The 19,202-nt window shown below is 72.9% G+C and carries 19 protein-coding genes and 1 pseudogene; 9 read left to right on the top strand and 11 right to left on the bottom strand.

The features are described 5' to 3' along the window. Positions 1-369: 369 nt before the first annotated feature. Positions 370-816, top strand: a complete 447-nt coding sequence (locus ACFXGX_RS24170) for an Lrp/AsnC family transcriptional regulator (protein WP_328454876.1) — start codon at positions 370-372, stop codon at positions 814-816. Between the two features lie 162 nt (positions 817-978). On the opposite strand, the gene ACFXGX_RS24165 is transcribed toward ACFXGX_RS24170, so the two are convergent. The 5 genes from ACFXGX_RS24165 to ACFXGX_RS24145 form a co-directional block, all read right to left on the bottom strand. Then, positions 979-3,975 carry an AAA family ATPase gene (locus ACFXGX_RS24165; RefSeq protein ID WP_384794782.1) on the bottom strand — a complete coding sequence of 999 codons (2,997 nt, stop codon included), beginning with the start codon at positions 3,973-3,975 and terminating at the stop codon, positions 979-981. A 55-nt stretch (positions 3,976-4,030) separates the two neighbouring features. Next, positions 4,031-5,194 (bottom strand): exonuclease SbcCD subunit D, encoded by a 1,164-nt coding sequence (locus ACFXGX_RS24160; protein WP_384794780.1) that lies wholly within the window; start codon positions 5,192-5,194, stop codon positions 4,031-4,033. 109 nt (positions 5,195-5,303) lie between these two features. Further along, positions 5,304-5,930, bottom strand: a complete 627-nt coding sequence (locus ACFXGX_RS24155; protein ID WP_384794778.1) for a YigZ family protein — start codon at positions 5,928-5,930, stop codon at positions 5,304-5,306. Positions 5,931-6,480: 550 nt separating this feature from the next. Continuing rightward, positions 6,481-7,023 (bottom strand): SixA phosphatase family protein, encoded by a 543-nt coding sequence (locus ACFXGX_RS24150; protein ID WP_384794776.1) that lies wholly within the window; start codon positions 7,021-7,023, stop codon positions 6,481-6,483. Then, positions 7,020-7,796 carry a hypothetical protein gene (locus ACFXGX_RS24145; RefSeq protein WP_384794774.1) on the bottom strand — a complete coding sequence of 259 codons (777 nt, stop codon included), beginning with the start codon at positions 7,794-7,796 and terminating at the stop codon, positions 7,020-7,022. Before ACFXGX_RS24145 ends, ACFXGX_RS24150 begins: the two co-directional genes overlap by 4 nt. Positions 7,797-8,077: 281 nt before the next feature. Here ACFXGX_RS24145 and ACFXGX_RS24140 point away from each other — a divergent pair, with 281 nt between their 5' ends. From ACFXGX_RS24140 to ppk2, 5 genes and pseudogenes are all read left to right on the top strand, one after another. After that, positions 8,078-8,950: an alpha/beta fold hydrolase gene (locus ACFXGX_RS24140; protein ID WP_384794826.1), complete on the top strand. Its 873-nt coding sequence runs from the start codon at positions 8,078-8,080 to the stop codon at positions 8,948-8,950. Between the two features lie 36 nt (positions 8,951-8,986). After that, the gene (locus ACFXGX_RS24135; RefSeq protein WP_384794772.1) at positions 8,987-9,394 is read left to right on the top strand and encodes a CoA-binding protein; all 408 of its coding nucleotides are present in this window, start codon (positions 8,987-8,989) and stop codon (positions 9,392-9,394) included. A gap of 93 nt (positions 9,395-9,487) precedes the next feature. After that, positions 9,488-9,931 (top strand): GNAT family N-acetyltransferase, encoded by a 444-nt coding sequence (locus ACFXGX_RS24130; protein WP_384794770.1) that lies wholly within the window; start codon positions 9,488-9,490, stop codon positions 9,929-9,931. A 212-nt stretch (positions 9,932-10,143) separates the two neighbouring features. Then, positions 10,144-10,635 (top strand): annotated as a pseudogene (locus ACFXGX_RS24125) (inorganic phosphate transporter); the annotation flags it as partial. A gap of 37 nt (positions 10,636-10,672) precedes the next feature. Beyond that, positions 10,673-11,599, top strand: a complete 927-nt coding sequence (gene ppk2 / locus ACFXGX_RS24120) for a polyphosphate kinase 2 (RefSeq protein WP_384794768.1) — start codon at positions 10,673-10,675, stop codon at positions 11,597-11,599. Positions 11,600-11,620: 21 nt separating this feature from the next. On the opposite strand, the gene ACFXGX_RS24115 is transcribed toward ppk2, so the two are convergent. Beyond that, positions 11,621-11,980, bottom strand: coding sequence for an ArsR/SmtB family transcription factor (locus tag ACFXGX_RS24115; protein ID WP_384794766.1), 360 nt, complete (start codon positions 11,978-11,980; stop codon positions 11,621-11,623). Positions 11,981-12,041: 61 nt separating this feature from the next. On the opposite strand from ACFXGX_RS24115, the gene ACFXGX_RS24110 reads away from it, so the two are divergent. Continuing rightward, positions 12,042-13,208 (top strand): cation diffusion facilitator family transporter, encoded by a 1,167-nt coding sequence (locus ACFXGX_RS24110; protein WP_384794764.1) that lies wholly within the window; start codon positions 12,042-12,044, stop codon positions 13,206-13,208. Between the two features lie 173 nt (positions 13,209-13,381). On the opposite strand, the gene ACFXGX_RS24105 is transcribed toward ACFXGX_RS24110, so the two are convergent. Both ACFXGX_RS24105 and ACFXGX_RS24100 read right to left on the bottom strand, forming a co-directional pair. Beyond that, complete coding sequence (locus ACFXGX_RS24105; protein ID WP_384794762.1) at positions 13,382-13,942, bottom strand: YbaK/EbsC family protein; 561 nt, start codon at positions 13,940-13,942, stop codon at positions 13,382-13,384. Positions 13,943-13,993: 51 nt separating this feature from the next. Then, positions 13,994-14,566, bottom strand: coding sequence for a helix-turn-helix domain-containing protein (locus ACFXGX_RS24100; protein ID WP_384794760.1), 573 nt, complete (start codon positions 14,564-14,566; stop codon positions 13,994-13,996). A 93-nt stretch (positions 14,567-14,659) separates the two neighbouring features. Between ACFXGX_RS24100 and ACFXGX_RS24095 the strand changes: the two genes are divergently transcribed. After that, on the top strand, positions 14,660-15,517 hold the full coding sequence (locus ACFXGX_RS24095) for an EamA family transporter (RefSeq protein ID WP_384794758.1): 858 nt from the start codon (positions 14,660-14,662) through the stop codon (positions 15,515-15,517). A gap of 134 nt (positions 15,518-15,651) precedes the next feature. On the opposite strand, the gene ACFXGX_RS24090 is transcribed toward ACFXGX_RS24095, so the two are convergent. Then, positions 15,652-16,470, bottom strand: coding sequence for an acyltransferase (locus ACFXGX_RS24090; RefSeq protein WP_384794756.1), 819 nt, complete (start codon positions 16,468-16,470; stop codon positions 15,652-15,654). A gap of 142 nt (positions 16,471-16,612) precedes the next feature. On the opposite strand from ACFXGX_RS24090, the gene ACFXGX_RS24085 reads away from it, so the two are divergent. Continuing rightward, a complete protein-coding gene (locus tag ACFXGX_RS24085) occupies positions 16,613-17,143 on the top strand; it encodes a gamma carbonic anhydrase family protein (protein WP_384794754.1) in 531 nt (176 codons plus the stop codon). A 73-nt stretch (positions 17,144-17,216) separates the two neighbouring features. Here ACFXGX_RS24085 and ACFXGX_RS24080 read toward each other — a convergent pair whose 3' ends face one another. Continuing rightward, positions 17,217-17,867: a DedA family protein gene (locus tag ACFXGX_RS24080; protein WP_384794752.1), complete on the bottom strand. Its 651-nt coding sequence runs from the start codon at positions 17,865-17,867 to the stop codon at positions 17,217-17,219. A 133-nt stretch (positions 17,868-18,000) separates the two neighbouring features. Beyond that, complete coding sequence (locus tag ACFXGX_RS24075) at positions 18,001-19,053, bottom strand: NAD-dependent epimerase/dehydratase family protein (RefSeq protein WP_384794750.1); 1,053 nt, start codon at positions 19,051-19,053, stop codon at positions 18,001-18,003. Between the last annotated feature and the right edge of the window lie 149 nt (positions 19,054-19,202).

Raw genomic sequence — 19,202 nt, 5'->3', positions numbered from 1 at the left:
GCGCGCGCGCGCCGCGGGGAGCCGCCACCCGCCCCCCAGCCCCGCGCGCGACCCGCCCCGCCCCCCCGCACCCGGCCCCCCCCGCCGCCCGGCGACGCCGGGGGCACCCGCAGGACGGGGTTCGCCGTCGGCGTGGAACCGGTCACCGTGTTCTTCGTGATGCCTTCGGCAGTCGCAGTCATGGCCTGGCCTTTCCGTGAACCGTGGCCCCGCCGGACGGATGCCGCCCTTGCCACCCCGGTGCTTCCTCCGCACCTCACCCCGCGGGACTTCCCGACCAGAAATCTACGGGGGCCGGCCCGCGTCCTGAAGTGACGATCCACGGCGGCACTGTTGATCGGCCGGGGATTCTCCTGGTATTCATCGGGGATGACCGCGTATTCCCCGGACGCCACCGACTGGCGCATCCTCGACGTCCTCCAGCGCGAGGGCCGGGCCAGCTTCGCCGAGCTGGCAAGGGCCGTCTCCATGTCCGCGAGCGCGGTCACCGAGCGGGTGCGACGTCTGGAGGAGGCGGGTGTCATCCAGGGGTACGCGGCCGTCGTCGACCCCGAGAGCCTGGGGCTGCCGATCCTGGCGTTCGTCCGGCTCAGATACCCGAACGGCAACTACAAGCCGTTCCACGATCTCGTCGAGGTCACGCCCGAGATCCTGGAGGCGCACCACGTCACGGGCGACGACTGCTTCGTCATCAAGGTCGCCGCCCGGTCGATGGGGCATCTGGAGACGGTGTCGGGCAAGATCGGCACGCTCGGGTCGGTGACGACGAGCGTCGTCTACTCCTCACCCCTGCCGCGTCGGCCGCTGGGCCACTAGACCGCCCCGCTCACGGCCGGAACGCCGACCGGCCGGGTCAGCATTGGCCGGAACGCCGACCGGCCGGGACAGCATTGGCCGCGACGGCGACGGCCGTGACAGCGTTGGCCGGGACGGCGACGGCCGGGTCAGCGTCGGCCCGGGACGGCCCGCCGCCGACGATCACGCGCCCCGCTGCCGCACGACCGATCCCGTTCTCCCCTTCACCACCTCGAGCTGCGCGTGGATGCGGCGGCGCAGGTCGCCGACGTGGCTGACGATGCCGACGCTGCGGTCGCGTTCCCTCAGCGAATCGAGGACGTCGAGCACCTCGTCGAGGGTCTGGTCGTCGAGGCTTCCGAAGCCCTCGTCGATGAAGAGGGTGTCCAGCCGCACCCCGCCGGCCTCGTCGGTGACCACGTCCGCGAGACCGAGGGCGAGGGCGAGGGAGGCGAAGAAGGTCTCACCGCCCGAGAGTGTCACCGTGTCGCGCTCACGTCCGGTCCAGGCGTCCACGACATGCAGTCCGAGCCCGCTGCGTCCGCGGCCCGCCCGGTCGTCGGAGTGCACCAGGGTGTAGCGCCCCGAGGACATCCGCTGGAGACGGACCGTCGCCGCGGCGGCGACCTGCTCCAGCCGGGCGGCGAGGACGTACGCCTCCAGACGCATCCTGCGTTCGTTGTCCGCCGAGGTACCGGCCGCGAGACCGGCGAGGCGGGCCACGCGCTCGTACTCCTCGCGCAGCGGGGCGAGCCGGCGGGCTCCTCCGGTCGCACGGGTGGAGAGCGCGTCCAGTTCGGTGCAGCGCCGGGCCGCCGCGTCCCGCGCCGACGCGGTGTCCCGCAGCCGTCGGGCGGCGGACTCGGCCGCCCGCTCGGCGGCCGGCAGGTCGACGGGAGGGCGCCGCGCGGCAGCCGTGGTGTCCGCCTCCGCGAGCACGGAACGTACCGATGACTCCTCCAACTGCCAGGCGTCGAGCTGCCGTTGCAGATCACGGTGGGCCACGTCGTCGAGCATCGCGGCGGCCGCCGCCTGCGGGGTGTCGAAACCGGCGCGGAAGGCCGCGTCGGCGAGACGCGCGTCCGCGTCCTTCAGGCGCCGCGCGATGTCCTCCGCCGTCCGGACGCCGTCCGCGGCGTCGGTGAGCAGCGCGACCTGCCGCTCCAGCTGCGTGGCACGCTCGGACACACTCCCGGCCGTGCCCCGCGCCTGCTCCAACTCCCCGTCCAGTGACGCCTTCTCGCGGTCGAGGGAATCGCGGTGCGAGGTCCTCGCGGCGACGCGGCGGGCGGCCTCCTGCTGGGCGGTCAGCCGCCGTTCGCGTTCCCGCTCGGCCTGCTCGCGGGCCTCGCGCGCGGCGTGCAGCCCGGAGGCCACGGTCCGGGCCTCGGTGTACAGGCGCTCCAATTCCTCGGCCTGCTCGTCGAGTTGCCGGGTCGGTGCGTCGCCCGCCTCGGCGGTCGCGGCGGCCAGCGCCTCGCGGACGACGCCGAGGCGGCGCTCGGCCTCGGCACGCTGCTCGTCGGCGCTTCGGTGGGCGGCGAGTGCCCGCTCCTCCGTCTCGCGGTCGACATGGCCGGCGATCTTCCGGGCGGGCGCCGGGTGTTCGGTGGCACCGCACACGGCGCAGGACTCGCCGTCCACCAGACCGGCGGCGAGTTCGGCGGCGATGCCCTGGAGACGCTGTTCCTTCAGTTCGAGCCAGTGGGCGTGCGCCTGCGTGGCCCGCTCGCGCGCGGCCAGGCTCCGGGCGTGTGCGGCCTCGGTGTCCCGGGCCAGTTCGTCGCGCAGCCGGGCCGCGGCGAGCCGCTTGACGGCCGGTTCGCGCTGGACGGCGAGCTGTTCGGCACGCGCCGCGGCCTCCTGCGCGGAGTCGACCCGCGCCTCGACGTCCGCGCGGGTCTCCTCCCAGTCGGCGAGCCAGCTGTCGGCGTCCTGGAGGACCTCCTCGTCGGCGCGTTCCTGGCGGTCCAAGGAGGCGCGTTCCGCGCCGAGTTCACCGAGGCGCCGCTCGGCGCGGCGTGCCGACCCCAGGCCGCCCAGTTCCTCGGCGGCCTTGCGCGCGGCGGCCGCGAGACCGGGCGCTCCGGCACCGGCGAACGTCTCGGGCAGGTCGGCACGCGCGCGGGTCTCCTCGGCGGACGCGCGCCGGTGCTCCGCTTCGGCGGCGTCGCGCAGGTCGAGTGCGGGAGCCACGGCCTCGGCCTTGCGCGCTCGTTCCATGCGCGTCCGGGCGGCGTGGTGGGCGTCGGCGCGCTGTTCCAGTCGCGTGGCCCGTTCCTGCGCCTCGGTGAACCGGCGCTGCAGCCGGTCCACTTCGCGTACGTCGTCGAGCACGTGGTCCGCCGCGGCCTGCGCCGATTCCGCGGACCCCCGGGAGCAGTGGGCGACGGTCAGTGCCTCGCGCGCGGTGCTGCGGGCGATCGCGGCCCAGGCGAGGACCGACTCGGCGAGGCCCGGGTCGCCGGGCGTGAGGTCGGGCAGCGGTTCCTCGGCGACGCGCCCGGCCGCCTGCTGCATGCGGTGCGCGTCGGCCAGCAACGCGGTGTCCGCGGCGCGCACTTCGGCCTCGGCGGCGCGGCGCCGCTCGGCGAGGCGTTTTTCGACCTCGGCGAAGCGGTGGGTGTCGAAGAGCCTGCCGAGGAGTTTGCCGCGGGCCTCGGCGTCGGCCCGCAGGAAGCGCGCGAAGTCGCCCTGGGGCAGCAGTACGACCTGGCAGAACTGCTCGCGGCTCATACCGAGGAGCTGGGTGATCTCCTCGCCGATCTCCTGGTGGGAGCGGCTGAGGTCCTTCCAGGAGCCGGCCGTGGAGTCGTACTCGCGCAGCCAGCTCTGGGCCTTCTCGGTCGTCATGCCCTTGCCGCGCAGCTTGGGGCGCTCCCAGGGCGGCTGCCGGGTGACTTCCAGCCGGCGTCCGGCGACGCTGAGTTCGAGGCGGATCTCGGTACGGACGTCGGGCGCCGCGTGGTCGCTGCGCAGGCCGAGGCCCTGACCGCTTTGCCGGGCGCCGGGAACCGCTCCGTACAGCGCGTAGCAGACGGCGTCGAGGACGGAGGTCTTGCCCGCGCCCGTGGGTCCGTGGAGCAGGAAGAGTCCGGCGGCGGACAGTTCGTCGAAGTCGACGCTCTGGGCACCGCCGAACGGGCCGAAAGCCGTGATGTCCAGGCGGTGCAGCCTCATCGGTTTCCCTCGGTCTCCGGGCGGGTGGCCCCCTGGGTGTGCGGCGGACGTGCGGTCACCGGGCGGTCTCCCGTACGGTCTCGTCGGCCCGGACGGCGTCGAACGCGTCCTGGAGCACGGTCTGTTCCCGGACGTCGGGACCCACGCCGCGCACATGGGCCACGAAGTCCTCGGCGATCTGCTCCTCGCTGCGGCCCGCGATCCGGCGGGCATAGGAGACGCCCGAGGCCTGCGGGGAGCGTTCGGGGTCGAAGACGAGGCTGAGCGTGTGCGGGAACCGCTCGGCCAGACGCGCCATGGGGTCGGCGGGCCGCACCGGGTCGGTGAGGGTCGCCTCGACCCAGGCGTCCGTGTGCCGCTCCAGCACCGGGTCGGCGAGGAGGTCCTCCAGGTGCCCGCGAAGCCGGGCAAGCGGGCGGGGCACCGGGCAGTCGATCCGCTCAGCGGCCAGGGAGCCGTCGGGGCCGAGGTCCACGAGCCACATGGTCTTGCGGTGGTCGGCCTCCGAGAAGGAGTACGGCAGCGGGGATCCCGCGTAGCGGACGCGCTCGGTGATGGTCTGGCTGCCGTGCAGATGGCCGAGCGCCGTGTAGTCGGCTCCGTCGAAGACTCCGGCGGGCACGGAGGCGACGCCGCCGACGGTGATGTCCCGCTCACTGTCGCTCGCCTCTCCACCGGTGACGAAGGCGTGGGCGAGGACGACGGAGCGGGTGCCCGGCGCGCGTCCGGCGAGGTCGGCGCGGACGCGATCCATGGCGGCCGCCAGCACGCTCTCGTGGCCCGCCTTCTCCACTGCGAACTCGTCCTTCACCAGGGCGGGTTCGAGGTAGGGCAGGCCGTAGAAGGCGACGTCGCCGTGGGCGTCGGCCAGCACCACCGGGGTGCCGCACCCCGCGGGATCGGTGCGCAGATGGACGCCCGCGCGCCCGATGAGCCCGGCGCCGACGCCGAGCCGGCGCGCCGAATCATGGTTCCCCGAGATCATCACCGTGGGCACACCGAGGTCGGCCAGGCGGTGCAGGGCGTCGTCGAAGAGCTGGACCGCGGCCAGGGGCGGCACGGCACGGTCGTACACGTCTCCCGAGACGACCACCGCGTCGACGTCGCGCTCGCGCGCGGTCGTGACGAGATGGCCGATGAAGCGGGACTGGGCGTCGAGCAAGTTCACCCGGTGGAACGCCCGGCCCAGATGCCAGTCGGAAGTGTGCAGGAGCCTCATGATCCCCGAAGAGTAACGGCCGGGTCTGACATCACGGGCGGTTACTCCCGTATCGGCCCACCCTGACCGTCACGACCATGCGCCTTTTAATCCAGAATTGCCCGGATTGTCAGGCGTCTCCGTAGGCCTCCCCACCCAGCTCGAAGCCCGCCGTCCCCGCGGTCGCGTCGGCCAACCAGGCCCGGAAGAACTCCACATCGGCGTCCGGCAGCCCGATCTCGATGGCGACGGCCTCGCCGTAACGCACATCACGCACCTCGCGGCCGGTCGACCGCAGATCGTTCTGCACCTTGCCGGCCCGCTGATGGTCGACGGTCACCGTGGCCAGCCGGAAGCGGCGGCGGGTGATCGTGCCCAGCGCGTCCAGCGCCTCGCCCACCGAGCCGCCGTACGCCCTGATCAGTCCGCCCGCGCCCAGCTTGACCCCGCCGTAGTAGCGGGTGACGACGGCGACGACGTACCGCATATCGCGGCGCAGCAGCATCTGGAGCATGGGGACACCCGCGGTGCCGCCGGGTTCGCCGTCGTCGCTCGCCTTCTGCACGGCGGCGTCGGCTCCGATGACGTACGCGAAGCAGTTGTGCGTGGCGTCCGCGTGTTCCTTCCGCACCGCGGCGATGAAGTCCTGGGCCTCCCGCTCGGTGGCGGCCGGGGCGAGGGCGCACAGGAATCGGGAGCGGTTGACCTCGGTCTCGTGCACGCCCGTGTGGGCCACTGTGCGGTACTCGTCCTGCATCAGGCCAGCGTATGCGCTGCGCGCGGACGCGACCGACTGCGACCGACGGGCCGGGACGGCGCCCCCCGTGCCGGACGGCGATCTCGTGCCGCACGCACGCGCCCCACCGGCCCGAGGCCGGGACGGCTACATGCCGTACGCCGCACCCCGCGGACCGAAACCAGGACGACCCCATGCCCTACGCCACACCCCGCGGACCGAAACCAGGACGACCCCATGCCCTACGCCGCACCCCGCGGACCGCGACCGGGACGGCCCCCGAGCCCGACGGTCACCGACCGCAGCCGCGCGCGGCGGGTGGGCCGGGGACCCGCACGGCACACGCGGGCCGCGCGGGAGCCCGCGGTCACGCCCCGGCCGCGCGAACGGCCGGCGGGCGGGAACCGGGACGAGACCGGGACCGCTTACGAGACCGGCGGTCGCGGAGCGGACGCGCCCGCCCGGCGGGGGCCACGACGGGCCGGCATCCGGGCCGGCGGACGGGTCACCGGGGCGCGCCCGGCACCGACCGGCCCGCGACGGGTCACCAGGGCGCGCGCCGGCGCCGGGCTCACTCCTTCTTGCCCCTCGGCACGACCACGTCCGTCAACAGCGCGTCTCCGGTGCCGAGTTCGTGCCAGGAGCTGCCGTGCCAGGCCAGGACCGCGACGGCCGAGGTCGGGAACTTCCAGCGGACCCGGTCCACCGTGTCGTCGAGGCCGTCCCCGGCCAGTTCGAGGACCAGTTCCTCCAGTCCCGGGTTGTGCCCGATCACCAGCAGGGTCCGTACATGATCCGGGACTTCGCGGACGGCTTCCAGCAACTCTGGTACGTCCGCCCCGTACAGCCGCCCGTCGAGCAGTACGGTCGGCGGAGTGCCCCACTCCCGTGCCGCCAACTCCCAGGTCTCCCGGGCACGTACGGCGGTCGAGCACAGCGCGAGGTCCGGCAACAGGTCGGCCTCCGCCAGGGCACGTCCGACGGCGGGGGCGTCACGACGGCCGCGCGTGGCGAGCGGCCGCTCGTGGTCGGGCACCCCGTCGGGCCAGGCGGATTTGGCGTGCCGCAGGACGATCAGTCTTCGCCTGGGCCCACCGGCCGCGCGCACGGTCACAGCGACGCTCCGATCTCGCGGGTGAGTTCGAGACCGAGCAGCCGGTCGGCGTGGGCGTACGTCTCGAACCGGGCGCCCTCAGGGATGCCCGAGCTCTCCACCGAGCGCAGCACGTCCAGCACGGCGAGCACGTCCAGGTCGTCCTCCCAGGCGGCGCGCAACCGCAGGCGCACGTCCTCGGGGATCGGCTTGGAGGGCCGCGTCGCCCATCCGGCGACGGCGGCGCGCCAGCGCGTGAGCGTGTCCTCCGCCTCCGCGAGCGCCCCGGCGTCGAGGCTCAGCGGCAGATCCCGTCGCCGCGCGAGCAGCGCGAGCCGCAGCGCGGTGGGATCCCCGGGCACGTCGGCGGAGCCGTGTCCGGTGTCGACCGGCGCGACCTCGACGCGTGGCCCGGCCGACGCCCCGGCACCCCGGGCGACCACGTCGATGGTCCGCGTCGCCGCCGGTCCCGGTGCCGTGTCCCGGTGATCCTCGAACGGCCGGATCCCGAGTTCGGCGGCGCGCGCCCGGAGTCCCGCCTCACCCCAGGAGGCGTCCCGGCCCCCGGGGTCCGTCCGGTCCTCGGACTCCGCCGGATCCGGCGCCGAAGTCAGCGTCGCCCAGGCCGGGTTGCCGCCGATCTCCAGGGCCCGCGCCAGGACGTCGGCGACCAGGAGCACGCGCAGGCTCGTGATGCCGGACCCGGGCGGGCGCGCGTGGACGCGGACCAGACCGCGGCGGGCGAGGGCTGCGTCGACGGGTTCGCCCGTTCGGGCGTCAAGGATACGGAGCACGGGGTGAGCCTAGGCGGACGCGCGGGCGGGTGCGGGGAGGTGGGGGGCCGTTCCGGACACGCGCCCGCGCGCCGGCGCGGGCCCTCCGCCGGAACCGGGCCCGCGGTGACGACGGGCGGGGCGGCCACGGCCCTGAACAGCGTTTGCCGTACGGTCCGTTCGGGTTCGAGGACCGGGACCGGGCGTTCACCGCACGGGACGCGGACCCGGCCTTGACAATCCGCTTCCGCCACCGGAAAGCTGACCGACCAGTCGGTATGAAGGAGTGAGCCGTGAACGGGATGAGCATCTCCACCGCCGCCGGTGTGTTCGACGCCGTCGCGGCGGGTCCGCCCGACGGTCGCCCGGTCCTGCTGCTGCACGGTTTCCCGCAGACGGGTCTGGCCTGGCAGCGGCAGATCGCGGCGCTGGCGGCCGAGGGCTACCGCGTCGTGGCGCCCGACCAGCGCGGCTACTCCCCCAGGGTCCGCCCGGAGCGGGCCGAGGACTATCGCATCGGTGTCCTGGTCGCGGACGTCGTCGCGATCACCGAGGCACTGGGCTGGCCGACGTTCGACCTGGCCGGTCACGACTGGGGCGGCGCGGTGGCCTGGTGGACCGCCGCCGGCCATCCCGGCCGCGTACGCACCCTGACGGTCGTCTCCACCCCGCACCCGGGCGCCCTCGCCGAGGCTCTGCGCTCGGACGACGACCAGCGCGCACGGTCCCAGTACATGAAGGACTGGCGCGACGCGCCCGCGACCGAGCATCGCATGCTGGCCGACGACGCCCGGCTGCTCCGCTCGCTCTACGGGGACAAGGTCCCGCGGGCCAGCACCGACGCCTACGTCCGGCATCTGACCCGGCCGGGCGCCCTGACCGGGGCGCTGAACTGGTACCGGTCCGGCCGCCCCGACGGCGAGATCGGTGCCGTCGAGGTGCCCACGCTGTACGTCTGGAGCACGGGGGACACCGCGTTCGGGCCGGGCCCCGCGCGGGAGACCGCGCGGTGGGTCGACGGGCCGTACCGGTTCGAGATCCTGCCGGACCTCGGCCACTGGATCCCGGAAGAGGCACCCGAGACGCTGAGCCGTCTGCTGCTCGACCATCTGCGAGCGCACGGCGGGCGGAATCAGCACGCTCCGCTCACTGTTGACGAGACTGGCAGACACTGACGGCAGGCACCGACCGATTACCCCTGGAGGCCGAGCGTGTACGGCGACTCAGAGACGATCCGCAGGATCCTGACCGAGACGGGCGACACCTGGGCGGTGGTCGGGCTCTCGTCGAACCGGCGCCGCGCGGCCTACGGCGTGGCCGATGTCCTCCAGCGCTTCGGCAAGCGGATCGTGCCCGTGCACCCGAAGGCCGAGACCGTCCACGGGGAAAAGGGCTACGCCTCTCTCGCGGACATCCCCTTCGCGGTCGATGTCGTCGACGTCTTCGTGAACAGCGACCTCGCCGGGCCGATCGCGTACGAGGCCGTCGCCGTCGGCGCCAAGGCCGTCTGGTTCCAGCTCGACGTGATCGACGAGGCCGCGTACGAGCGGACGCGTGCCGCGGGACTCGACATGGTGATGGACCGCTGCCCGGCCATCGAGATCCCGCGCCTGGGCTGACGCCGACCGGTTGCCGCACCGTCCGGCGCGGTCCGACGGCGGCCTGGGTCAACGCTGTTGACGCCGTGCGGCCCGCACCGGTTTCCTGCTCACGTGCCCACCACCCTTCGCGTCGAAGCACCGGCCGACGAGTCCCGCCTCGCGGACTGGCAGCACGTCCACAATGTGATCGTCCCGCCCGCCGCGATGTCGCTCGACGAGGTGCGCGAGCGCGCCCGCCGCTACCGCCTGGAGGTCGCCTACCTCGGCGAGGTCCTCGTGGGCTGTACGACGGTGCGTCCGCCCGCCGGCGACAGCGCGACGGCGACCGTCATAGCGCGCGTCCTGGCCGAGCACCGCGGGCGGGGTTTCGGCGAGGAGCTGTACGCACGCGGTCTGGAACAGGCGCGCTCGATGGGGGCCAGGGTGATCGAGACCGTGGTCCTCGCGTCCAACGAGGAGGGCCTGCGCTTCGCCCGGCGGCATGGTTTCACGGAGATCGAGCGCTACGTCCTGCCCGGCGAGACCGCGGAATGGGTCGATCTGAGACGGCACTGACCGCCGACGCGAGCCCCGCGGTCCGCCGCGTGCCGTCGTCATCCGCATGACGCCTCACGGGCAAGACGTTCAACGACGCGTCAAACCATGCACGAGGTCACGAGGTTGAGCTCGCGGTCATGGGTGCGCGTGCATCTCGACTCCGACTCGCGTCGCCTTCGTCTCCGGTTCTCCCGCCGTACGCCTCGGATTGCTTCCATCAGGGGATGGACCACATCACGTTCCTCGTCGCGGTCTCCACGACGCAGGTCTGCTCCGGGGGCATCCTCGGCGCCGGACTGGGCAGGAAACTTGCCGAGGTGCGCTGGGGGACCGCGGGCCGGATGGCGGTCGCCCGGCTGGTCACACTGCCGGCCGCCGCGCTGGTCGGCGGCGTGTCCGCGAGCGTGGTGAAGCACGGAGGGACCTTCGGCACCGTGGTGATCGCTCTCGTCGCGGTGGCCGTCGCCTCGGTCATCGTCGCCGCCTCGCGCCACAACCCCGTCCACCCCTCGAACGTGAACGACCACCACACGGTCGCCGTCCGTACGGCCGCGCCGGCCGGTGTCGGCACGGCCGCCTGCCCCAAGGAGGGTTCCCGGATGCATCTCGACCGGACCGCGCTCGGCGAGGTCGCCGCGGTGAGCCTCGGCGTCACCGTCGCGACGGTCGTCGTCTTCGCGCCCGGCGTGCTGGGCCTCGCCGAAACGGCGGGAACAACGTGATCGGCGGACAATCGGACCACGGGCAGAGGAGGGCCGGATGACGGAACTGCTGGCAGGGATGCGGGTGGACTACACCGACCATGACGACCCCGTACTGATCCGGCCGGACGGCAGCCCGGTGGACACCTGGCGGGAGAACTACCCCTACCCGCAGCGCATGGAGCGCAAGGAGTACGAGTGGCACAAGCGGCTCCAGCAGATCGAACTGCTGAAGCTGCAGGGCTGGATCAAGCAGACCGGCCGACGGCTCGTCGTCGTCTTCGAGGGGCGCGACGCGGCGGGCAAGGGCGGCACGATCAAACGGTTCACCGAGCATCTCAACCCGCGCGGCGCCCGTGTGGTGGCACTGGAGAAGCCGACCGAGCGGGAGCGCGGGCAGTGGTACTTCCAGCGGTACGTGGAACATCTGCCGACCGCGGGCGAGATCGTGATGTTCGACCGGTCCTGGTACAACCGGGCGGGCGTGGAGCGGGTGATGGGCTTCTGCACCGACGACGAGTACCGGCGCTTCATGCGGCAGGCGCCCGCCTTCGAGCGGATGCTCGTCGACGACGGCGTGGACCTGATCAAGTTCTGGTTCTCGGTCTCGCAGAGTGAGCAGCGCACCCGCTTCACGATCCGTCAGGTCGACCCCGTACGGCAGTGGAAACTGAGCCCCATGGACCTGGCCTCGCTGGACCGCTGGGACGACTACACGGCGGCCAAGGTCGCGATGTTCCGCGAGACGGACACCGCTCAGGCGCCCTGGACCGTGGTGAAGAGCAACGACAAGAAGCGGGCCCGCGTCGAGGCCATGCGCAGTGTCCTGGCCCGCTTCGCCTACGCCGACAAGGACGAGGAGGTCGTCGGCAGCCCCGACCCGAGCATCGTGGGCGCGGCGGCGAACCTGCTGGAGGAGGGCGAGGACGACGGCCCCCTCACCGGGGACCGCGCGGTCACGAACGACGGCACGCTCACTCGCTGACGGCCTTGCCCGCGCATGACCTCAGTCGTGCGCCGGGTGGTCGGATAGCCGGTGGTCGGCCAGGCTCAGCGCCTCGTCGACCACCCGGCGCAGATGACCGTCTCCGAGCGAGTAGACCACCCGGCGTCCTTCCTTCCGTGTGTTCACGAGCCCGGCGAGACGGAGCCGGGCCAGGTGCTGGCTGACGGCTGGACGGGCCGCTCCGCACCTCTCCGTCAGCGTCGTGACATCGGCTTCCCCGCCGGTCAGGGCGTGCAGCAGCGTGAGGCGGGTGCGATCGGCGAGGAGGGCGAGGAGTTCGGCCGCGAGCGCGAACTGTTCCTCGCCGGGGGTGCGCGGGTGCGCATCGTGCGCAGGTGATAGGTGCATGCGTGCGCTCATACGCACATAATGGCCTCGTGGACGTCGGCGCGTCCACTCCCGCGCACGGAAGGGGACGCACGTGAACGACCGGCACGACCAGCACCACGGGGACGACGGCCACGACCACCGTCACGGGGACGGCCACGGCACCGGCACCGGCACCGGCGTCGGAAGCCGCGGGAGCGAGGACGGCGGTGGACGGCCGAGCCGCCACAGCGACCATGACCATCACCACAGCCACCCCGGCCATGACCACGGCCACGGCCACAGAGGCCGACTGCGCCACCTCCTCGCCCCGCACTCCCATGAAACGGCCGACAAGCTCGACTCCGCGCTGGAAGCGTCGGCCCGGGGCATGCGGGCGCTGTGGGTCTCGCTGGCCGTCCTCGGCACAACGGCGCTGGTACAGGCGGCCGTTGTCGTCCTGTCGGCGTCGGTCGCGCTGCTCGGCGACACCGTGCACAACGCGGCCGACGCGCTGACCGCCCTGCCGCTCGGAGTCGCCTTCACCCTGGGCCGCCGAGCCGCGACCCGGCGCTTCACCTACGGCTACGGGAGGGCGGAGGACCTGGCGGGCATCGTCATCGTGCTGACGATCGCGGCGTCCGGCGCCTTCGCGGCCTGGGCGGCGGTCGGCCGGCTGCTCGACCCGCAGCCCGTACGCCACCTCCCGGCGGTCGCGGTCGCGGCCCTCATCGGCTTCGCGGGCAACGAGTGGGTCGCCCGGTACCGCATCCGCGTCGGGCGCGAGATCGGCTCGGCCGCCCTGGTCGCGGACGGACTCCACGCCCGTACGGACGGATTCACCTCGCTCGCCGTACTGGTGGGTGCCGGCGGCGCGGCCCTCGGGTGGCAGCTCGCCGACCCGCTGGTCGGGTTGGCGATCACCGCCGCGATCCTTCTGGTGCTGCGCGACGCCGCCAAGGAGGTCTTCCGGCGCGTGATGGACGCCGTGGAACCCGAGTTGGTGGACCGGGCCGAGCAGGCGCTGCGGCGGGTCGAAGGCGTGCGCGACGTGGGGGAACTGCGGCTGCGCTGGATCGGGCACAGGCTGCGTGCCGAGGTGGCGGTCGTGGTGGACGGCGAGGCGACCGTGCGTCACGCCCACGACATCTCCGTGAACGCCGAACACGCCCTGCTGCACGCCGTACCTAGGCTGACCGCCGCTCTGGTCCACGCCGATCCGGCTCCGGCACCCGGCGAGGCGGACCCGCACCGGGCGCTGGCGCATCACTCGGCCGCGTGAACGGATGACCGCTGCCGGCGGCAACGGAACAGGCCGGCACAAGCGATATTCGCCCCTCCGCCCCTCCGCCCCTCCGCCCCTCCGCCCCTCCGCCCCTCCGCCCCTGCGCGACCCGTACCCGGGCTCCGCCCCGGACCCCGCTCCTCAAACGGCGGAGGGCTGAAACTCTTGCCTCAGGCGGCGACGCCCAGTCCCTCCAGCACCACAGCGTTGGGCAGTTCGGCGAACGCCTTGCCCGGCACCAGGAGTTTGCCGCTTCGGCGGCCGCTGCCCACCAGCACGTACGGCAGCTCCACGACGGCCGAGTCGATCAACACCGGCCAGTCGCCCGGGAGTCCGACGGGCGTGATGCCGCCGTACTCCATGCCGGTCTCGCCGGTCGCGAGGTCCATCGGGGCGAACGAGGCCTTCCGGGCGCCCAGTTGACGGCGCACGACGCCGTTGACGTCGACGCGGGTGGTGGACAGGACGAGACACGCGGCGAGCATGGTCTCGCCGCCCCGCTTGCCCGCGACGACCACGCAGTTGGCGGACGTGTCGAGCAGCTCCTTGCCGTAGTGCTCGACGAAGACGGCGGTGTCGGCCCACTCGGGGTTCGTCTCGACGTAGACGATCTGCTCGGCGGGCGTGCCGCCGCGCCACCCGCGCACCGCGTCGGCGACGGGGCGGATGAGCTCGTCCAGGCGATCGGGGGCCGGGGAGGCGTGGTCGAAGTGTCCGATGGGTGCGCGCATGACGGCACGCTAACAGCCCCGCGGACCCGCCCGGCGGGAAGCCGCCGGGCCTCAGTGCACGAGCGGGACCGACACGGCCATGACCATCTCGACCGGGATCTCGCCCTGGTTGCCGTACGTGTGCGGGGTGTCGGCCTCGAACGACGCGCTCGCCCCCTCGGGGACGTGGTGATCGACGCCGTCGACGGTGAGGGTCAGGTCGCCCGAGAGGACGTGCACGAGTTCGACGGTGCCGGCGGGGTGCGGGTCGGAAGGGCTGCCGTCGCCCGGCATGAGCCTCCAGTCCCACATCTCCAGCGGGCCGGGCGCCTCCGTGCCGGCCAGCAGCCGGTTGTAGCTGCCCGCGTCGGTGTGCCACAGGCGTACGGCCTGGTCGGCGGGGACGATCCGGACCCTGGGCCCCTGCTCGTAGTCGAGGAGGGTGGTGATGCTGACGCCGAGCGCGTCACCGATCTTGACGACGGTACCCAGACTGGGATTGGTCCTGGCCTGCTCGATCTGGATGAGCATGCCACGGCTGACTCCGGCGCGAGCGGCGAGCGCCTCCAGGGTGAAGCCGCGCTCGGTGCGCCAGCGCTTCACATTGCGCGCCAGGGATTGAGTCAGCAGGTCGAGATCCGACACATTCCGTCCAATATTTTGAATGACAGAGTTCAATCAGGTGAACTATCGTGTGATGCACCTGATCGTTCACCGAACTGTACTGCGAGGCCCCCCGTGACAGCACTCTTCGCCCTGGCCACCAGCCTCCTGTGGGGCCTGGCCGACTTCGGCGGAGGTCTGCTGACCCGGCGCACCCCCGCGCTCACCGTGGTCGTCGCCTCCCAGTCGATCGCGGCGGTGGTCCTCGGCGCGATCGTGCTGGCCACCGGGGGCTGGAGCGCGGCGGGACCGGAGCTGTGGTTCGCGGTCGCCGCGGGCCTGGTGGGTCCGGTCGCGCTGCTCTCCTTCTACAAGGCGCTGGCGCTCGGGCCGATGGGCGTGGTCTCGCCGCTCGGCTCACTGGCCGTGGCCGTCCCCATCGGCGTCGGTCTGGTCCTCGGGGAGCGCCCGGGACTGACCCAGATCGCGGGCATCGCGGTCGCCGTCGCCGGTGTCGTCCTCGCGGGCGGGCCCCAGCTCCGGGGAGCTCCGGTGCAGCGGCAGGCGATCCTCCTGACCCTGATCGCGGCCGCCGGCTTCGGCACGGTGTTCGTGCTGATCGCGGAGGCGTCGTCGTCGGTCACGGGGCTCTTCCTGGCGCTGTTCGTGCAGCGCCTGACCAATGTCGTCACCGGCGGCGCGGCCCTGGCCGTCTCCGTCCGGCGCGGCGGCGCGGCCCTTCCCGGGAGCGGCTTCCCCTGGGCCTCCCTGCCCGCGCTCGCCTTCGTGGGCCTGGCCGACGTCGCGGCCAACGGCACGTACTCGGTCGCCGCCCAGCACGGCCCGGTCACCGTCGCCGCCGTCCTCGCCTCGCTGTACCCGGTGGTCACGGCCCTGGCCGCGCGCGGTGTCCTCAGGGAACGGCTGCGCGGGGTGCAGGCCACCGGAGCGGCGCTGGCCCTGGTCGGCACGGTGCTGCTGGCGACCGGCTGAGCCGGGATCCGGACCGGCAGAGCCGGGGTTCCGCCATCGGGTACGACGCTCCTCCGGGGCAGCGGCCCGTCCACGGCTCCTGGAGCGGACCTCGGCAGTCGCGGCCCGTCCGTCGCCCGACTGCCGTTCCCGGGTCAGGACTCCGCGCGGACGTCCCCCGACTGCGCGTGCACGTCCTCGGCCGCGTCCCGAGGGTCGAGATCCAGCTCCGCGAGCCGTGCGATCGTCTCCTCGTCCAGTTCCGAGAGCGCCTGCAACTGCTCGGGGGTCACCCCGTCGGGAATCGGCACCGGCGGCGGTGTGCGCAGCGGCGGCTGCCATCCGGCGACCGGGTCCCACCTCCGGACGACCTTCGCGGGGGCTCCGGCGACGACGGAGTGGTCCGGCACCGGACCGCGTACCACCGCACCCGCGGCGACCACGACGTTCCGGCCGATCCGCGCGCCGGGAAGGATCACCGCACCGGTGCCGATCCAGCAGCCGGGCCCGATCTCCACGGGCTCCATCCGCGGCCACTGCTTGCCGATGGGTTCGTGAGGATCGTCGTACGAGTGGTTCGTGGACGTGACGTACACATAGGGCCCGAAGTAGCAGTCGTTGCCGATCGTGACCGTCGTGTCGGCGATGACATGGCTGCCGCGGCCGAGCACCACGCCGTCCCCGATGCGCAGGATCGGGTCGGGACCGAGGTCCAGGTCGGGCATCAGGCCCGCGGTCAGCGTGACCTGCTCGGCGACGATGCAGTACGAGCCGAGGTGGATCCAGGGTTCGCCGAAGACCGTGCCCAGCGGGAAGGCCAGTCGGGTGTTCTCCCCCAGGGCGCCGAAGCGGAAGCGGCCCGGCTGCTCGGCCGAGACCGTACCGGCGCGCCGCATCCAGGCCCAGCCCGCGTGGACGGCGCGCTGCGCGAGGCGTCGCCGCCATGATGAGAACGTGTTCTTGCTCCTGGACACCCGCTCACGGTACTCAGCGCGGGGCACGCGGACGCGGCCGGACGCCTGTGATCTTCGCCCCACCGGAGGTACGCGGGGGCCATGACATACGGTGCCGGTGTACTCAGAAGACCGGACCACGAGACGACGAGACGGTGACACGGTGACGACGCATCAGGCGCTGATCAAGGGGATCGGCGGCAAGGATCCGCGGGTGGACCCGGAGGCGTTCGTCTCCCCGACCTCCGTGGTCATCGGAGACGTCACGCTGGGGGTGGGCGCGAGTGTCTGGTACGGCGCGGTGCTGCGCGCCGACTGCGGCCCGATCGTCATCGGCGCCGGCAGTAATGTGCAGGACAACTGCAGTCTGCATGTCGACCCCGGTTTCCCCATCACCGTCGGGGAACGGGTCTCCGTCGGCCACAACGCCGTACTGCACGGCGCCACCGTGGAGGACGACTGTCTGATCGGCATGGGGGCGACGGTGCTCAACGGCGCCGTGATCGGGGCCGGCTCGCTGGTGGCCGCGCAGGCGCTGGTGCCGCAGGGGATGCGGGTCCCGCCGGGCTCACTCGTCGCGGGTGTCCCCGCGAAGGTCAAGCGCCCGCTGACCGACGAGGAGCGCGAGGGTCTCTCCCTGAACGGTGTCTTCTACGTGGAACTGGCGAAGGCGCACCGCGAGATCCACGAGTAGGTCCGTGCGGCCCCGGGCGGCCCCGCGCCGCGCTTGCCGGCGTTGGCACCGCGGCACCGTACGGGCAGCCGCGCTACTCGGCGGCGGGGACGGGCTCCGTCTCCGCCGTGCTGTGCTCCGCCGCCGCCTTCTTGGCCTTGCGGCGGACGATCAGCATCGAGGCGACACCGACGAGCGCCGCGGCGACCAGGCCGAGGTACGAGAAGCGCTTCAGCCAGGATTCGGCGACGACACCCACGTAGTAGATGACGGCGGTGGTGCCGCCGGCCCAGATGATGCCGCCGAGGACGTTGGCGACCAGGAACTTCCAGTACGGCATCCGCAGCACACCGGCGAGCGGGCCCGCGAAGATGCGCAGCAGGGCGATGAAGCGGCCGAAGAAGACGGCCCACATGCCCCACTTCTGGAAGGAACGCTCGGCCGTGGCGACATGGGCCTCGCCGAAGTGTCTGGGGAACTTCGCGCCGAGCCAGGCGAGCAGCGGGCGTCCGCCCTTGCGGCCGATGGCGTAGCCGATGGAGTCGCCGATGATCGCGCCGAGGCTCGCGCAGACACCGAGGATGACGGGGTTGATGCCGTCGTGCTGTGAGGAGAGCAGCGCCGCCGAGACCAGGACGATCTCACCGGGCAACGGGATGCCCAGGCTCTCCAGGCCGATGACCAGGGCCACGAGCGCGTAGATACTGACCGCCGGCACCGTCTCGAGCCAGTCCTGGACGTGCAACGCCGGTTCCTCCCGTTTCGGTGTACGTGACCGGGCGACCGCGTTTCGCATGATCACCGAGGTGCGCTTCCCCTCAGCACCCGCCGGGAAGCCTACCTGGTCGTCCCGAACAGCGGCCCGGACGTGGGACTCGTCACGTCCTGCGGTGCCTCCAGCTCTCGTAGTGGTCGAGCAGGGTCTCCTCGACCTGGCGGTAGGTGATCCCCAGTTCCCGCACGCTGCGGCTGTTGTCCACGCGGAACCGGATGCCGAGGTGTTTGCGGATGTAGTCCTGGGTCAGTCCGAACGCCGGGCCGAGGACGCGGACCGGCCAGTGCGGGAGCGCGGTGCGGGGCAGCCGCAAGGATCGGGGGTACCGGGCGCGGATGACGCGCGCCATGTCGTGGAAGGACGTCATCGTCTCCGCCGCGACGATGTACCGGCCCTTGGCGCCGTCGTGCTCCGCCGCCGCGATGTGCGCGTCCGCGACCTCGCGGACATCCGCCGTGGTGAAGCTGAAATCGGGTGCGCCGTAGAAGAAGTAGCCCTTGAACAGTTCGTCCAGCAGGAACAGGCTGCCGGATTCCGAGGCGGGGGTGAGGGACGGTCCGAGGACCAGACCGGGGTTGACGGACACCAGACGCCAGCGGTCCTGGGCCGCCTCCGCCGCCCACGCCTCGCGCTCCGCGAGCGTCTTCGCGTAGTGGTACGGGTTGTTCTCGACCGTGCTGGTGGTGTTGAAGTACTTCTCCGACAGGACACCGCCGTCCATGCTCCGGACGTCGATGTAGTCGCCGAAGACGGCGCCGACGGTGGAGGTGAGGACGACCTTCTCGACCGTCGGTGTCCGTTCCACCCCGCCCAGCACGTTGCGGGTGCCGAGCAGGGCGGGGTCGACCATGTCCCGGCGGCCGTCCTTGATCTTCTCCGGCATCAGGAACGGCGACGCCACATGGAAGACCACGCGGCAGCCCTCCATCGCCCCGTCGAAGGACCCGTCGGCCAGCAGATCGGCCTCGAACAGCGTGAGCCTCCCGGGAAAGTCCTCCTGCATCTCCCGGAGCGGCAGCACCTTCGCCGTGTTCGCGGTCGTCCGTACGGTGGTGTGGACGCGGTAGCCCCGTTCCAGCAGCCGCCGCACCAGATGGCTTCCCACGAACCCGCTGCCACCGGTCACCAGAACGGCGCCCCGCCCGCGTACACCCACGCTCGCACTCCTCGATCCCGGTACCCGCCCTGGGGGGGGGCGGGCGCGGGGGGGGGCCCCGCCCGCCCGCGCCCGCCGAGCGCGCGGGCCGGGCCGGCGACCGGGCGGCGGGGGTAGCGCGGGCGTAGTGCGCCGGCCCCGCGGGGGGC

This window comes from Streptomyces sp. NPDC059371 (genome assembly GCF_042751995.1).
Lineage (GTDB): Bacteria > Actinomycetota > Actinomycetes > Streptomycetales > Streptomycetaceae > Streptomyces.
Note: the sequence above shows the minus strand (reverse complement) of the source record. Positions and strands in the feature narration are given on the sequence as shown.

What these genes read in the sequence shown, in the direction of transcription:
- ACFXGX_RS24170 (WP_328454876.1), top strand. Translation starts at nt 370, where the DNA reads ATGACCGCGTATTCCCCGGACGCCACCGACTGGCGCATCCTCGACGTC.
- ACFXGX_RS24165 (WP_384794782.1), bottom strand. Translation starts at nt 3,975, where the DNA reads ATGAGGCTGCACCGCCTGGACATCACGGCTTTCGGCCCGTTCGGCGGT.
- ACFXGX_RS24160 (WP_384794780.1), bottom strand. Translation starts at nt 5,194, where the DNA reads ATGAGGCTCCTGCACACTTCCGACTGGCATCTGGGCCGGGCGTTCCAC.
- ACFXGX_RS24155 (WP_384794778.1), bottom strand. Translation starts at nt 5,930, where the DNA reads ATGCAGGACGAGTACCGCACAGTGGCCCACACGGGCGTGCACGAGACC.
- ACFXGX_RS24140 (WP_384794826.1), top strand. Translation starts at nt 8,078, where the DNA reads ATGAGCATCTCCACCGCCGCCGGTGTGTTCGACGCCGTCGCGGCGGGT.
- ppk2 (WP_384794768.1), top strand. Translation starts at nt 10,673, where the DNA reads ATGACGGAACTGCTGGCAGGGATGCGGGTGGACTACACCGACCATGAC.
- ACFXGX_RS24115 (WP_384794766.1), bottom strand. Translation starts at nt 11,980, where the DNA reads ATGAGCGCACGCATGCACCTATCACCTGCGCACGATGCGCACCCGCGC.
- ACFXGX_RS24105 (WP_384794762.1), bottom strand. Translation starts at nt 13,942, where the DNA reads ATGCGCGCACCCATCGGACACTTCGACCACGCCTCCCCGGCCCCCGAT.